Consider the following 13,818-nt stretch of genomic DNA (forward strand, 5'->3'; position numbering starts at 1 on the left):
CGAGGTTTTCTGCATGGTTCATGCGATTCGATTCTTCGGTGCGGGGACGCTCACCGGCGCGAGCAGCGCGGTGAAGCCGATCCCGAGGAGCAGGGTGAGACCAAAATGACTCAGGGCCGGCATCGTGCTGAGCGCGAGCAGGCCGAAGGAAAGCAGGGCGGTGACCGCCGAGAGAAGCACGCCGGCGTACGCCGCGCCCGGGATATGGGCTGCGTGCGGTTCGCCTTCGCGAAGGAACACGGCATAGTTGGCACCGACGCCGAGCACCAGCATCAAGGCCATGACATGGAACAACGTCAGTGGCTCGCCGAGATAACCCAGCGCGGCCACGCTCAGCACGATACCCGCCGCTGGCGGCAGCAGGACACGCCACGCGGTGCGGTGGCCGTAACGCCACAAGAAAGCCAGCCCGACCAGGGTGAGTGCGCCACCGAGCCAGACGTCCGCATAACCGCGATAGCGGCCGAACAGAGCCGTGATACTCGCCGGCTTGTCCACCAGCGAGACGCCCGGCAGGCCGTCGGAGGCGGTGCGCAGGAGGCTCGCGTCGTCCTGTCCCTGCGGCACCACGATGCTGCCGACACCGTGAGGCCCGCCACTCATCCAGAGGTAGCGGAACGGCGTGTACGCGGGCATCGCCATCCAGTCGTCGATCGTAAAGGCGCGGCCGGGATACGCGGAAACGAAGCTCGCACCGCCCTCCGCGCGGAAGCCGGCCTGCGCCAGCCATGCGCTCATGCGCTCGCGCGGCGTGAACAGCGGATCGAGCGCGGCGATGTTCTGTTGCTGACGCTTCGCGGACGGCAGCATAGCGGTGATGCCCGTCCAGCCGACGAGCTTGCCGTCCGTCACCCAGGTCTGCAGGCGATCGGTCAGTGCTTCCTCGCGCTGGAGCACTTCCTCGGCGTCGGCGCCCTCTACCAGCCAGAACTGGCTACCGCCGCCGAAGCCGGCGACGTCGCGTATTGTCGCCGTCTGCGCTTCCAGTGTTTTCGGCGGCGAGATGAGCAGATGGATGTCGTCGTCGTGGCCGAGGCGGAGCCAGCCCGGAATCGCGACGAGGCAAAGCACCGCTACACCGAGCAGCGCACGGCGCCCCGACGCGATGCGCTGCCAGCCGAGCGCGAGACGGACGAGTGCGGGAGAGAGGGGTGCGCGTGCCGGCTTCTGGGCGAGCGCCGGCAGTAGCCAGAACACGCTGGCGCAGGCGATGGACATGCCCGCTATCGCGAAAACTGCCATCTGACGAAGCGCGGGGAAGGGCACGACGGCAAGCAGCGTGTAGCCGAGCAGGGATGTCGCCAGTGCAAGCAGCAGCGCAGGACGCACCTGGCGTACACCACGCTCTGCATTCCACTGCGTGCCCGCATTCGCACGGGCACACAGGTACTGAATCGAGTAATCCACGGCCTCGCCCAGCAGCGCTGCACCGAACACCAGCGTAAGCAGGTGCAGTTGCCCGAACACCAGCACGGTGGTGGCGATAGCGCCGATCACGCCGAGTGCGGTCGAGAGGAAGGCGATCAACAACGGGCGCAACGAGCGGAACACCAGCAGCAACAACAGAGCGATGCCGACGGTGGAGGCAATGCCGACCACGTGCGTGTCGTGCTCTGCCGCCGCGCGTGCCGACGCCGCGTAGAAAATCGCACCGGTGCGCAGCAGCGCCGTACCGGGATGCTTTGTCACCACGCTGGCTTCGGCACGTTCGAGCGTCGACAACGCCTTGCGCTGGACGACGTCGTCGTACGAGGAGCCTTTCAACGTGGCGATGACCAGCACGTAGCTCCCGTCGTCGCGACGGGCGGTGAGCAGATCGTCCTCGGGCACCAGGGCCGAACGATTCCACGGCTGGCGATCGAGCCAGTGCTGCATCCAGCCGAAGGGGTCGTCGGTGAGCTTCGCGCCGACGTTGGCGCCGAAGGGCTGGTTGAGGCGACGCTTCAGTGCGTCCACCGGGTCGAAGCCCGGCGTGGTCAACACAGCGCGATCTTCCGCCGTGAGGAGGTGGAAGCGGAACGGCAGGAAGGGCGTGACCAGCTGGTCGAGATCGAACGGCGGCAGTTCGGCGATCACCGAAGCGAATACCGGGTCCTTGTTCAGCTCGGTGCCGAGATCGCGCGCGGCATCCTTGGCGGCGTCATCGTCCTTGTTGTGGACGAGCAACACCATCCGATCGCCACTGGCGCGCGCCAGTCGCTCGACAGCTTCCTCAGCGAGCGGATGGCGCTCTGTCGCGGGGAGCAGGGTGAGCACGTCGGTTTGCAGCGGGGAGGTTCCCCGGCCGAACAGTAGCCATGCGCAAAGAAGGCAGACGACCAGCGACGCGAATGCGAACAGGCCAGCGCGTCGCGAGGTCGACAACGACTTCATGGGATGCCGAGCACCCTGGTTTCCAGCGGCGTCAGTGCGCCGGCGTCGCGGGTATTGGCGAACGTGATCACCGTGCGCTCGCCGCTGGCAAGATCCACTTCGATGGACTGCAGGAAGTCGTCGCCCTTGAGCGTAATGCCGGCAAGCACCTTCGCTACTCGCGCCTGACGCGGCACGAAGTGCAGGGTCCAGTGTCCGACCGTGCCTTCCGCCGTGATAGTGAACTGGCGCTTGGCGTCGTCGGACTTGCCGGCGAGTAACGATTGCAGCATCCCCGAGACCTGGCTGACGCCACGATTACCGTCGCGGACGCGCTCCAGCTTGCCCTGCGCGTTCAGGCGTGAGGTATCGCCCGAGGTAAAGACCAGCGTGTCGTCGAACGGGTCGCGCGTGTGCCAGACCATGCCGTGACCGATAACGAACAGCAGGTCGCCATGGCTGAGTTGGGGCTCGGCCAACGCGGGATTCTCACGGCTCTGGGTGAATTCGGCACGGACCTGCGGGTGCTTTGCGAGGTGACCGAGAATGTCGTCGGTGAGGGTGGGCGATTGGGCATGCGCGGTGAACGCGCAGAGCAGGGCAAAGAGGGCGATCAGGCGACGCATCAATGAGTCCCGTGATTGAACTTGCGAAAGAGGAGACGAGGCGCACGCGGCAGCATGCCCAACAACAAGCGTGTATGCATCGCGGTGATCCTCGCGTTATCGCGCCACATGCGGAAATGCGACAGCCCGTTCTCCGGATAGATCACGCGCGTCGGCAGGTTTCGCACGGGGACGCCGCGCCAGAACAGGCGCACGGCGATTTCGGTGTCGAAATCCATGCGGGTCGGCAAGGGCTTGCGCTGGATCTCTGCATGCGTGGCCTCCAGCGGATAGAGCCGGTAACCGCACATGGAATCCTGAATGTCGAACGACAGCGTCTCGGCCCAGACGCAGGCATGCGTCAGGTAGCGGCCGTAGAGGCGGGCGCGTGGGACAGAGTCGTCGTAGATCGGGCGTCCGCAGACCATCGCGTCCGGCGCGGCTTTCGCCTCGGCCAGGAAACGCGGTACATCGGCGGTGTCGTGCTGGCCATCGGCGTCGATCTGCAGCACGTGGCTGTAGCCGGCGTCATGGGCGGCGAGAAAGCCGGCACTGAGGGCGGCCCCCTTGCCGCCGTTGGCGGGCAGGCGGATCAGCGTCAGGTCGTCACGGCCCGCGACGAGTTCGTCCAGGATGGTCCGCGTCTCGGCGTTCGAGCCGTCATCCACGATAAGGACGGGCAGCCCATGCCCGGCGAGCGCGTTGGCGGTCGCCGAAATGGTCCTGCCATGGTTGTAGATCGGAACGACCGCGCAGGGCGCGAACGATCGCGCCGCGGTGTCGCGCGTTCCGGGCCTGCCCGCCACCGGTCCGCTCAGCGGGCAACAAGGGTCTGCACGGTGGCGACGACGTCGCCCACGGTGCGTACGCTCTTGAAGTCCTCGGGCTTGATCCGGGTGCCGGTCATGTCCTGCACCTGGATCGCCAGGTCGATGGCGTCGATGCTGTCCAGTTCGAGGTCCGTGAAAAGGTTGGCCTCGGGAGTGACCTTGGCGGGGTCGATCTCGAAGGTCTCGTGCAGGACGGACCGCAGACGCGCGAGCACGTCGTCGAAGGTGAAGGTTTCGGCTGGGATCGCGCTCATAAGCTCGGTAAGTCCATTTCATCCCCGGACGGTCACGGTCGCCCAGGGCACAAGGGCAGCCACGCCGTCGTCGAGGCGACGAAAGTCGTGATCGGAAAGTTCTGGTTTGTTGCCGCCGCGGACGGCGTCCCCCTTGACCCAAAAGCTCCGTGTAGGCAAAGCCTTACAAGACAGCCCGGGGTGACGAAAGTGTAGCAGATCGTCGCAGGAGCGCGACCCTGGAGGAGGGCTGTCGCTCCCACAAAGGGCGGGCGTGTGGGCTGACGGGCAAACCGTGCCCTCAGATCGCCCGGAAGTGAAGCAGATACATGTCGGGCGAAGCCGCCACCCCGTCCGTCCGGTCCGCGAAATAGCGCGCCGTCAACTGCGCCGGAGATACGCATTCCACCAGCTCCATCCCGACATCACGGCACGCCTCGATAAAATCACCCGGATGAAACCGGGTAATCATCTCCTCCCCGCGCCGGGCCACCATGCGTTCGACCTTCCGAAATCCCGGCAACTCGGCTTTGGACATGAACCGGGGATCGATCCGGATGTCGACGACGAGTTCGGAAGCGGCGGGGAAGTCCCTGGGTATGGCTTCGACCAGCCGGAAAAGGGCGTCCCGCGGCAGGTAATAGGACAGGCCGAGCATCGAGACGAACGCCCTCCCTATGGGTGCAAAGCCGTGGCGGACAAGAACATCGGAAAGCGATTCACCCGAAAGGTCGGCCGGAATGAAATGGACATTGGTCGGTGGCCGGACGCCAAGGCCGTCCAGCCGACGCTGTTTGCACTGCTGGGTGTCCGGGTGGTCGACTTCCCAGACATGACGTGGGCGCGCGGACTTTTGCTGCCTGAGCCCGAACGAGTCGAATCCTGCGCCGAGGATGATGTAGTCCGTATCGTGATTGGCGATAGCACGGTCCAGCGCGTCTTCGACGAACCGCGCGCGACCCACGATCGTGGCCTGAGTGGAGCGAACCGTCCGGTAAAGGCCGTCGAACACGAGCCTGCTTATCCACCGGGCCCGGCATATGAACCGCCACGCAGGACTGGTCAACGAGATCGCCCAGGGGTCATCGAAGACCTTCGGCTGGTCGTAAAGGGTGTGCTTTGCGCGCACCGCAGCGACGATCTCCGCGGTCTTGCTTGCCCGGCCTCTTTTCATGGCGACATCCTGGTTGTCTTTGCGTTACCGAATCATTTCGGCTCGATCGGGCGCACATGAGTCGCGTACATCGGTCCATCCACACCTTCGCCCAGATCGAAGGACACCCGGTCGCCCGCTTTGAGCGTGGATCTCAAAGCGGGCGGGGAAGGTGTTTCTCGCGCGTCAGCCCTGGCTTCGGCGTCGAAGCAGGCGCGTGGCCATCTCAGGCTGACCCTCGCGTCGTTAGCTGACCTTAGGGATTTCTCACGTCGTTTCATGATTCACATCCTCCAACGTTCCTGTGACCGATGGAAAGTGGAGCGCACCCATGCGTGCGCTGCCATGTTCAGAGAGCCTGCACGTCCTCGGCCTGTGGGCCCTTCTCACCCAGGGTGACTTTGAATGAAACGCGTTGACCCTCGGCGAGCGACTTGAAGCCATTCCCCTGGATCGACTTGAAGTGAACGAATACGTCGGGCCCTCCTTCGCGGGAGATGAACCCGAAACCCTTTGCATCGTTGAACCACTTCACTGTTCCCGTAACCCGATCTGCTTCCGACATGACGCCTTCCTCGATGTGATCTTTGCGGCAATCGCGCATCCATGGCCTTCGAGCCGCCGGACGTATCGCCGACTTCATCGTACGCCCGGCGTCACGGTGCGGTACGCAATGCACATAGGCCAGGGGTCGTAGGCGCCAGGACGGAATCGCTCGTCGAATCAAGGTAGTGGATGTCTCCTGGCCCGTAGCGAGTAGCGATTGCCCATTGCAACATGGTGAACCTGCCAAGGGGGCGCTAGTTGTCTGGTCGGTCTGGCGGACAACCGTCCGGACGGCCATACACCGTCCGCGGACACCAAGCGCTTTCCGCTACTTCCTTGAGAAACCGCACAGGAAAGCGCCCCGCGAGAGATGCGGGCCGTTGGCACACTCGATGCAACCGTAATCACGACCCCGATTCATTCATCGTCCAAGGAGAACGACCATGAAATTCGAAACCGCCCTGCTGAAGACCTTCTTCGTCGTCGCCGCCCTGACCTGCCTGTTGACCTTCGGCGCCATGGTGACGACCGCCGCCCCGATCGCCACGCCGTCACTCGTCGCTGCTGCACGGTGAGGCCCGGAGACAAAAAGGTTCTTCGCGGATTACGGGGGCTTGAGCGCTCGGCCGTCAGGCCGGGCATTCTTCGCACATCGCACATCGCACATCGCACATCGCACATCCCACATGGCTCGCCTGCGGCCATGTGGGAGCCGCTTCAGCGGCGATGGCCCGTTGGCCGCACACTGGGGCGTCTCGCGGGAGACCTTGATGCCCACCCTCGCTGCTCAGACAGTCGTCCGCGTTTCGTACCGGAAGGCCGCTAACGCGGCTCATGTACTTATTTGGCCTACGGCCGCTCCACTTGTCCGGAACTCGCATCGAGGGTGGACACCAAGGTCTCTCACGACGATACGGTTAGCGGGAAGGAGAGCCAACAGCCGAAGCGGCGTTGCTTCGTCGGCTCGACCCTCACGAACCTCAGGGTCCGGGAGAGTCTTCGGTGCCCACCCTCGAGGCGAGTTCCCGCCAAGTGGAGCGGCCGTAGGCCAGATGGATACATGGGCCGCGCAGCGGCCTTTCCGGTACGAAACGCGAAGGGGTGTCTGAGCAGCGAGGGTGGGCACCGAAGGCTCTGCGCACTACCCTCCAACCCCGAAGGCTCTGCGCCGCTACGTCTGGGCCCGCCGCGGCGCGAGCTGGCAGCACGCAATCGCAGAGCGACGGAAGCGACGCCTTCAGCGTCCCTGGTATTCCGCGAAGAACCAAAAAAAGCCGCCGGATCACTCCGGCGGCTTTTTCATTGCCTATGACGCGTAGCGATTACTGCCCGCGCATACGACCCTGGAAGCGGGGAGCGCCGTTGCCCATGTGGGGCAGGCGGATCTTGCCGATCGCGCTGATGCGCTCTTCGGCCATGCGGTCCGCGGCCTTGTAGGTCGGGATGTTGTCGCGGGCGGAGATTTCGAAGATGCGACCGACGTTGTAGTAGATCGTGCGCATCATGCGCATGGCACGCTCACGGTTGTAGCCGTCGATTTCCAGCGAGACGTTCATCACGCCGCCGGCATTGACCGCGTAGTCCGGTGCGTAGATCACGCCGCGGCGGGCGAGTTCGTCGCCGATCGCGTCGGTGGCCAGCTGGTTGTTGGCGGCGCCGCAGATGATCTTCGCCTTGATGCGATCGATGGTCTGCTCGTTGACCGTGCCACCCAGGGCGCAGGGGCTGTAGACGTCGGCGTCGACGTCATAGATTTCATCGAGACCCACGGCTTCGCAGCCGAGTTCGTCGACGCAACGCTGCACGGCATCCTTGTTGATGTCGGTAACGAACACCTTGGCGCCCTGCTCGCGGAGCAGCTTGATGAACTCGCTGCCGACGTGGCCGCAGCCCTGCACAGCGTAGCTGTACTTGCCCACGTCTTCGTTGCCGTGCTTGGTCTGCAGCGCGGCCATCAGCCCCTGCAACGTACCGAACGCGGTGAACGGGGAGGGGTCGCCCGAGCCGCCGTGGACCTGGTGCACGCCGGTGACGTACTCGGTTTCACGGTAGACGTATTCCATGTCGTTGACGTCGATGCCGACGTCTTCAGCGGTGATGTAGCGGCCGTTGAGCGAGTTGACGAAGCGGCCGAAGGCGCGGAACAGCGCTTCGGACTTGTCCTTGGAGGGATCGCCGATGATCACGGCCTTGCCGCCGCCGAGGTTCAGGCCGGCAACCGCGTTCTTGTAGGTCATGCCGCGCGACAGGCGGAGCACGTCGTTGACCGCGTCCTGCTCGGTTTTGTACGGCCACATGCGCAGGCCGCCCAGCGACGGACCGAGGACCGTGTTGTGGATCGCGATGATGGCCTTCAGGCCGGCGTCCTTGTTATGGCAGAAGACGACTTCTTCGTGGCCCGTGTTGGCGATGGTTTCGAAAATCATCGAACGCAAACTCCAGTTACAAGCGGCAGCAGCACCGCGCTTCTAGGTGAAGACCCGTGATGGGGATCACGAGTCGATAATGACCGTCCAAAAAAATCGCCCCGGCCGGATGGCGGGGGCGAGATGTCGTGTCAGCTGCCTAGTTTAAACCGTTGTTCGCGTCCGTGTAGGTGCGGCGCAGCAACGCGGGGTTTAGCGGTGCCAGTGCGGGTCGCGGACCCAGGTCTCACGCTGGATGCGATAGCCACGGCCGTACGGGCGCCACACCGGCGGGCGATAGACGTAGCCTGGACGATAGGCGTTCCAGCGGCCGCCGACCCAGACGTAACGGCCGCCGTACCAGTTCCAGTAGCCGGGCGCCCAGGCATAGCCGGCGCGCGGGGGAGGAACCCGTTCGAAGCGCGGCGGGGGCGGGCGGGTACCGACGGTAACCACTTCGACAACTTCCCGCGCGGCGGCGGGTGGGGTGTAGCTCGCTGCACCCGCAGCCAGGCCAAGGGCTGCCAGGGCAACGAGTTTGCGGGTCAGGGTCGTCATATGGGCTCTCTCCTCCGGGACGTCCGCGAATGCGGATTCGTGCGCCAGAACGCGGTTTCCTTGCGACGGGTTGACCGGGCCTGTGTCGTAGTATTCAGCTTCGTGAAAGCTTACCCCTCCCTTATCCATCGGTCCCCCCGCCCATGAAGCCACCCCGCCGTTTCGGCGCGCGCACTGTCGCGACCCTGCTTGGCATCCGCTTCGCCTACCGCTTCGGTAGCCGCCTGGCGCCGACCCGGACGGTGGCTCACGCTGCCCGGGTCTTCCAGACGCCGCTGCCGAGCAGCCGCGAGCGGGCGAGGCACGCGCTCGCCACGATGTCGGCGCGCAAGGAATACGTGGAGGTGGCCGGCGAGTCGATCGCCACCTATGTCTGGGGCGATCCGTCCACCCAGCCTTATGTATTGCTGGCACACGGCTGGTCGAGCATGGGCCTGCGCTGGGAGAGCTGGGCACCGCTGTTGCTTGCGCGCGGCTGGGCCGCGGTTTCCTTCGACCAGCCGGGACACGGCCAGAGCGGCGGCACGCTGTGCACGCTGCCGGACTTTGCGCGCACCGTGGCAGCCATCGGACGTCACTACGGCGACGCCGAGGGGGTGGTTGCTCATTCGCTGGGCGGCGCCGCCGTGACGCTGGCGCTGGGCGAGGGCTGGAGCGCGAAGCGCGTGGTCCTGATCGCGCCGGCTGCCGATCCGATGGCGGCGACGCGGCGTTTCGCCCGCTTCGTCCGGCTTGCCGAACATCTCCGCGAACCGCTGCACCGTGTGCTGGCGGCCCGTACAGGAGTGACGATCGAGGCGTTGCATGTCGACAGGCACGCACCGCAGCGGACCCAACCGGCCCTGATCATTCACGACGAGGCGGATCGGGACGTGCCGGTGGAGGAGGGCGAACTCTACGCACGCCTCTGGCCGGGCGCGGTCTTGCTGAAGACCCGGCGTCTGGGCCATCGCCGGATCGTCGACGATGAAGGTGTCATGACGACGGCGGTCGCCTTTCTCGGTGGTGCCGAGGTCAGCTGAGCTACCATCGGCGTCTACCTCACGGAGCGGTCCCATGACAGCTACCTGCGCGATCTGTGGAGCGACGCACGAGGAAGACGAGCTGGAACTCAGCTACGGCCGGCCTGATGCCATTTTCGATATGCCCAACGACGAACGCTCGCTCGACGTCTACGAGAGCGACGATGCCTGCGTGATCGACGACGAACGCTTTTTCCTGAGAGCAACGCTGCCGTTGCCCGTGCAGGGGCGCAAGGACGACTATCACATCGGCGTCTGGGTCGAGGTCAGCGAGGAGCAGTTCCACCGCGTCGGCGATCTCTGGGACGATCCGGAACAAGCCGCCGAGCCGCCCATGTCGGCCACGCTGGCCAATGAGATCCGGAGCCACGAAGGAAGCCTGGGCGAGCGCGTCCTCATGCAGCTGACAGGGCCGAACACGCGGCCGCAGGTGTTCATCGTGAACCCCGAACTTCCCCTGGGGCACGAGCAAAGGGCCGGCATCACGACCCATCGCGCGAGCAGCTACTCGGTCGGATTGAGCTGACGTCCCTAGGGCGCGGGTTCGCTGCACTGCACCAGAGCCCGCGCGACCTCCGGCGTTAGAATTGCGGGGTTCCCCACCCCGCAGTCGATCTTCCCCGGAGTTTCCATGAGCTCGCAGCCCAAGCACATCCCCGCCAGCCACACCGACGCGGAGGCGACGCCGTTGCGCTTCGTCACGGCGGCGAGCCTGTTCGACGGGCACGACGCGGCAATCAACATCATGCGCCGCATTATCCAGAGCCAGGGCGCCGAGGTGATCCACCTGGGTCACAACCGCTCGGTCGAGGACGTGGTGCGCGCGGCTCTCCAGGAAGACGCTGACGCTATCGCGCTGTCGTCCTACCAGGGCGGTCACGTGGAGTACTTCAAGTACATGGTCGACATGCTTCGCGAGCGTGGTGCCGGTCATATCCGCGTGTTCGGTGGCGGCGGTGGCACGATCACGCCCGAGGAGATCCGTGAGCTGCAGGCGTACGGTGTGGAGCGCATCTACCACCCGAACGACGGCATGAAGCTCGGCCTCACCGAGATGATCGAAGACGTCATGTCGCGCACGCGCGCCGCAGCCAGCCAGCGCGTGGAAGTGGCTCCGGTCACGGCTTCGGTGGAAGATGAGATCTCGATTGGCGCCATGCTCTCGGCGATCGAGGAAGATCTGCTTCCCGAAGCCGAACTCGCCCGCCTGCGCAAGGAGTGGCAGCTTGCCGGCAACAAGACACCGGTCCTCGGGCTGACCGGCACCGGCGGCGCCGGCAAGTCCAGCGTGGTCGACGAACTGCTCCTGCGTTTTCTGCATGCGTTCCCGCAGATCCGCATTGCCGTGCTGGCCGTGGATCCCACGCGTCGTCGTAGCGGTGGTGCGCTGCTGGGTGACCGCATCCGCATGAATTCGCTGCGCAGTCCGCGCGTGTACATGCGTTCCATGGCCACCCGTCGCCAGCATGCGGCCACGTCCATCGTGCTGCACGACTGCATCGATTTCCTGAAGTCGCAGGCATACGACCTCGTCATCGTCGAAACGGCCGGTATCGGCCAGAGCGATTCCGAGATCGTCGACCTTGTCGATTTCCCGGTCTACGTGATGACCAGCGAATACGGTGCGGCCAGCCAGCTCGAGAAGATCGACATGCTCGACTTCGCCGAGTTGGTCGTGCTCAACAAGTTTGACAAACGCGGCGCTGAAGATGCACTGCGCGACGTGCGCAAGCAGTGGAAGCGCAACCGCACCGCGTTCCAGATGGCCGACGAGAACGTGCCGGTCTACCCCACCATTGCCAGCCAGTTCAACGATCCGGGCGTGACCTGGATGTTCGCCAACCTGTGCCGTCTCATGCGCGGCAAGCTGTCGCTGCCCGAGGCAGCGTGGACACCGGACATCGACACGACGTTGCGCGAACCGCGCGCTACCGTGCTGATTCCGGGCAACCGCGTGCGCTATCTCGCGGAGATCGCCGAGCAGGGCCGGGGCGTCAACACGGGTATCGCGAAGCAGGCCGAGGCGGCAAGCAAGGCCCAGCATTACTTCGAATCGTTGAAGGACATCGGTGACGCCTCGTTGCCGCGCGCGTTCGACCTGTACGACCACGACGCGCTCAGCGTCGAAGGCGACCGTTCGCTTTCCACGCTGCGCCAGCGTTACAACGAGGCCGTGCGTGAACTTACCAGTGAAGCGATTGCCCTGCTGCGTGAGTGGCCGTCGCGTTTCGCATCGGTCACGGACGAGTTCACCGAATACCAGGTGCGCGACAAGGTCATCCGCGTCGAGAACTATCGCACCTCACTCAGCCACCAGAAGATCCCCAAGGTGTCGCCGCCGAAGACGAAGGACTGGGGCGAACTGCTCTCCTTCCTCATGCGCGAGAACCTTCCGGGCTACTACCCGTACACCGGCGGCGTGTTCCCGTATCGCCGCGCCGGTGAGGATCCCACCCGCATGTTCGCGGGTGAGGGCACGCCGGAGCGCACCAATCGTCGCTTCCATTACCTGTCGCTGGGTGGCGCCGCCGCGCGCCTGTCCACGGCGTTCGACTCGGTCACGCTATACGGCGAAGATCCGGCACCGCGCCCGGATATCTACGGAAAGATCGGCAATTCCGGTGTTTCCATCGCCACGCTCGACGACATGAAGAAGCTGTACTCCGGCTTCGACCTGTCCGCGCCTTCCACGTCGGTATCGATGACGATCAACGGTCCGGCGCCGATCATCCTCGCCATGTTCATGAACACGGCGATCGACCAGAACGTCGAGAAGTACCTCAACGAGGACCCGTCGCGCTGGGACGCCGCCAAGGCGCGTATCGCGCAGCTTTACCCGGACGGTAACCGCCCGACCTACACCGGTGGCTTGCCCGAGGGCAACAACGGTCTGGGGCTTGGGTTGCTCGGCATCTCGGGTGAGGAAGTGGTCGATGCTGAAACCTACGCACGGATCAAGACCTTCACGCTCGCCAACGTGCGCGGCACGGTGCAGGCCGACATCCTTAAGGAAGACCAGGCGCAGAACACGTGCATCTTCAGTACAGAGTTCGCCCTGCGCATGATGGGTGATATCCAGCAGTACTTCGTCGACCACAAGGTGCGCAATTTCTACTCGGTGTCGATCTCCGGGTATCACATTGCCGAAGCTGGCGCGAACCCGATCAGCCAGCTCGCCTTCACGCTGTCGAACGGCTTCACCATCGTCGAGTACTACCTCGCACGTGGCATGAAGGTCGACGACTTCGCGGCGAACCTGTCGTTCTTCTTCTCCAACGGTATGGACCCCGAGTACACAGTGATCGGCCGCGTGGCACGTCGCATCTGGGCCCGCGCCATGCGTGAACGCTACGGCGCCAGCGCGCGCAGCCAGATGCTGAAATACCACATCCAGACTTCCGGCCGCTCGCTGCACGCGCAGGAAATCCAGTTCAACGACATCCGCACGACGCTGCAGGCGCTGTACGCGCTGTTCGACAACTGCAACAGCCTGCACACGAATGCCTATGACGAGGCGATCACCACGCCGACCGAGGAAAGCGTGCGCCGCGCGGTGGCCATCCAGCTCATCATCAATCGTGAGCTGGGCCTCAACTTCAACGAGAACCCCTGGCAGGGTAGCTACGTGGTCGACGAACTGACCGACCTGGTCGAAGAAGCCGTGTACAAGGAATTCGAGGCGATCAGCGAGCGCGGCGGCGTGCTCGGCGCGATGGACACGATGTACCAGCGCGGCAAGATCCAGGAAGAGTCGATGTACTACGAGCACAAGAAGCACGATGGCTCGCTTCCGCTCATCGGCGTCAACACCTTCCTGCCCAAGGATCACGGCGGCGAGATCTCCACGGAAATCGAACTCATCCGTTCCACGGAAGAAGAGAAGGGCCAGCAGATCGAAAACGTGCTGCTCTACGGTCGCGCCCGCAACAGCCTCGCCCCGGAAAGCCTGCGCACCCTGCAGAAAACCGCCCGCGAGCGCCGCAACGTCTTCGAACAGCTCATGGACGCCGTCAAGAACAACTCCCTCGGCCAGATCAGCCACGCCCTCTACGACGTAGGCGGCGAATACCGCCGCAACATGTAACGAACGAACGAACCGGCTTTTTGTAGGAGC

Annotated in this window: 12 protein-coding genes; 4 read left to right on the forward strand and 8 right to left on the reverse strand. The window is 64.5% G+C overall.

The genetic code is table 11. The features are described from left to right. Positions 1-18 precede the first annotated feature (18 nt). The 6 genes from ACVWWJ_RS06770 to ACVWWJ_RS06795 all read right to left on the reverse strand — a co-directional run bounded on the left by ACVWWJ_RS06770 (position 19) and on the right by ACVWWJ_RS06795 (position 5,738). Positions 19-2,373, reverse strand: a complete 2,355-nt coding sequence (locus ACVWWJ_RS06770; RefSeq protein ID WP_456967182.1) for an MMPL family transporter — start codon at positions 2,371-2,373, stop codon at positions 19-21. Further along, positions 2,370-2,978: a LolA family protein gene (locus ACVWWJ_RS06775; RefSeq protein ID WP_456967183.1), complete on the reverse strand. Its 609-nt coding sequence runs from the start codon at positions 2,976-2,978 to the stop codon at positions 2,370-2,372. The genes ACVWWJ_RS06770 and ACVWWJ_RS06775 overlap by 4 nt, the downstream gene beginning before the upstream one ends. Next, positions 2,978-3,763 carry a glycosyltransferase family 2 protein gene (locus ACVWWJ_RS06780; RefSeq protein WP_159893063.1) on the reverse strand — a complete coding sequence of 262 codons (786 nt, stop codon included), beginning with the start codon at positions 3,761-3,763 and terminating at the stop codon, positions 2,978-2,980. The genes ACVWWJ_RS06775 and ACVWWJ_RS06780 overlap by 1 nt, the downstream gene beginning before the upstream one ends. An 8-nt stretch (positions 3,764-3,771) precedes the next feature. Then, on the reverse strand, positions 3,772-4,041 hold the full coding sequence (locus tag ACVWWJ_RS06785) for an acyl carrier protein (RefSeq protein WP_063572332.1): 270 nt from the start codon (positions 4,039-4,041) through the stop codon (positions 3,772-3,774). A 280-nt stretch (positions 4,042-4,321) separates the two neighbouring features. Next, positions 4,322-5,194: a class I SAM-dependent methyltransferase gene (locus ACVWWJ_RS06790; RefSeq protein WP_456967184.1), complete on the reverse strand. Its 873-nt coding sequence runs from the start codon at positions 5,192-5,194 to the stop codon at positions 4,322-4,324. A gap of 328 nt (positions 5,195-5,522) precedes the next feature. Further along, the gene (locus ACVWWJ_RS06795) at positions 5,523-5,738 is read right to left on the reverse strand and encodes a cold-shock protein (RefSeq protein WP_159893059.1); all 216 of its coding nucleotides are present in this window, start codon (positions 5,736-5,738) and stop codon (positions 5,523-5,525) included. 424 nt (positions 5,739-6,162) lie between these two features. Between ACVWWJ_RS06795 and ACVWWJ_RS06800 the strand changes: the two genes are divergently transcribed. Further along, on the forward strand, positions 6,163-6,294 hold the full coding sequence (locus tag ACVWWJ_RS06800; RefSeq protein ID WP_456967185.1) for a hypothetical protein: 132 nt from the start codon (positions 6,163-6,165) through the stop codon (positions 6,292-6,294). Between the two features lie 747 nt (positions 6,295-7,041). On the opposite strand, the gene ACVWWJ_RS06805 is transcribed toward ACVWWJ_RS06800, so the two are convergent. Together ACVWWJ_RS06805 and ACVWWJ_RS06810 are read right to left on the reverse strand one after the other, a co-directional pair. After that, positions 7,042-8,145 (reverse strand): Glu/Leu/Phe/Val dehydrogenase dimerization domain-containing protein, encoded by a 1,104-nt coding sequence (locus ACVWWJ_RS06805; protein WP_159897151.1) that lies wholly within the window; start codon positions 8,143-8,145, stop codon positions 7,042-7,044. A gap of 192 nt (positions 8,146-8,337) precedes the next feature. Beyond that, entirely contained in the window at positions 8,338-8,682 is a 345-nt protein-coding gene (locus ACVWWJ_RS06810) for a YXWGXW repeat-containing protein (RefSeq protein WP_456967187.1), read from the reverse strand. Between the two features lie 143 nt (positions 8,683-8,825). Between ACVWWJ_RS06810 and ACVWWJ_RS06815 the strand changes: the two genes are divergently transcribed. From ACVWWJ_RS06815 to ACVWWJ_RS06825, 3 genes are all read left to right on the forward strand, one after another. Beyond that, complete coding sequence (locus ACVWWJ_RS06815; protein ID WP_456967188.1) at positions 8,826-9,704, forward strand: alpha/beta hydrolase; 879 nt, start codon at positions 8,826-8,828, stop codon at positions 9,702-9,704. A 34-nt stretch (positions 9,705-9,738) separates the two neighbouring features. After that, positions 9,739-10,230: a DUF2199 domain-containing protein gene (locus ACVWWJ_RS06820; protein ID WP_159895282.1), complete on the forward strand. Its 492-nt coding sequence runs from the start codon at positions 9,739-9,741 to the stop codon at positions 10,228-10,230. 105 nt (positions 10,231-10,335) lie between these two features. Continuing rightward, the gene (locus ACVWWJ_RS06825; RefSeq protein WP_159895280.1) at positions 10,336-13,788 is read left to right on the forward strand and encodes a methylmalonyl-CoA mutase family protein; all 3,453 of its coding nucleotides are present in this window, start codon (positions 10,336-10,338) and stop codon (positions 13,786-13,788) included. Positions 13,789-13,818: the final 30 nt, after the last annotated feature.

The organism is Luteibacter sp. HA06 (assembly GCF_054061215.1).

Excerpts from the sequence above, each read along its gene's own strand:
- ACVWWJ_RS06770 (WP_456967182.1), bottom strand. The coding sequence starts at position 2,373 with ATGAAGTCGTTGTCGACCTCGCGACGCGCTGGCCTGTTCGCATTCGCG.
- ACVWWJ_RS06775 (WP_456967183.1), bottom strand. The coding sequence starts at position 2,978 with ATGCGTCGCCTGATCGCCCTCTTTGCCCTGCTCTGCGCGTTCACCGCG.
- ACVWWJ_RS06785 (WP_063572332.1), bottom strand. The coding sequence starts at position 4,041 with ATGAGCGCGATCCCAGCCGAAACCTTCACCTTCGACGACGTGCTCGCG.
- ACVWWJ_RS06790 (WP_456967184.1), bottom strand. The coding sequence starts at position 5,194 with ATGAAAAGAGGCCGGGCAAGCAAGACCGCGGAGATCGTCGCTGCGGTG.
- ACVWWJ_RS06795 (WP_159893059.1), bottom strand. The coding sequence starts at position 5,738 with ATGTCGGAAGCAGATCGGGTTACGGGAACAGTGAAGTGGTTCAACGAT.
- ACVWWJ_RS06800 (WP_456967185.1), top strand. The coding sequence starts at position 6,163 with ATGAAATTCGAAACCGCCCTGCTGAAGACCTTCTTCGTCGTCGCCGCC.
- ACVWWJ_RS06805 (WP_159897151.1), bottom strand. The coding sequence starts at position 8,145 with ATGATTTTCGAAACCATCGCCAACACGGGCCACGAAGAAGTCGTCTTC.
- ACVWWJ_RS06810 (WP_456967187.1), bottom strand. The coding sequence starts at position 8,682 with ATGACGACCCTGACCCGCAAACTCGTTGCCCTGGCAGCCCTTGGCCTG.
- ACVWWJ_RS06815 (WP_456967188.1), top strand. The coding sequence starts at position 8,826 with ATGAAGCCACCCCGCCGTTTCGGCGCGCGCACTGTCGCGACCCTGCTT.
- ACVWWJ_RS06820 (WP_159895282.1), top strand. The coding sequence starts at position 9,739 with ATGACAGCTACCTGCGCGATCTGTGGAGCGACGCACGAGGAAGACGAG.
- ACVWWJ_RS06825 (WP_159895280.1), top strand. The coding sequence starts at position 10,336 with ATGAGCTCGCAGCCCAAGCACATCCCCGCCAGCCACACCGACGCGGAG.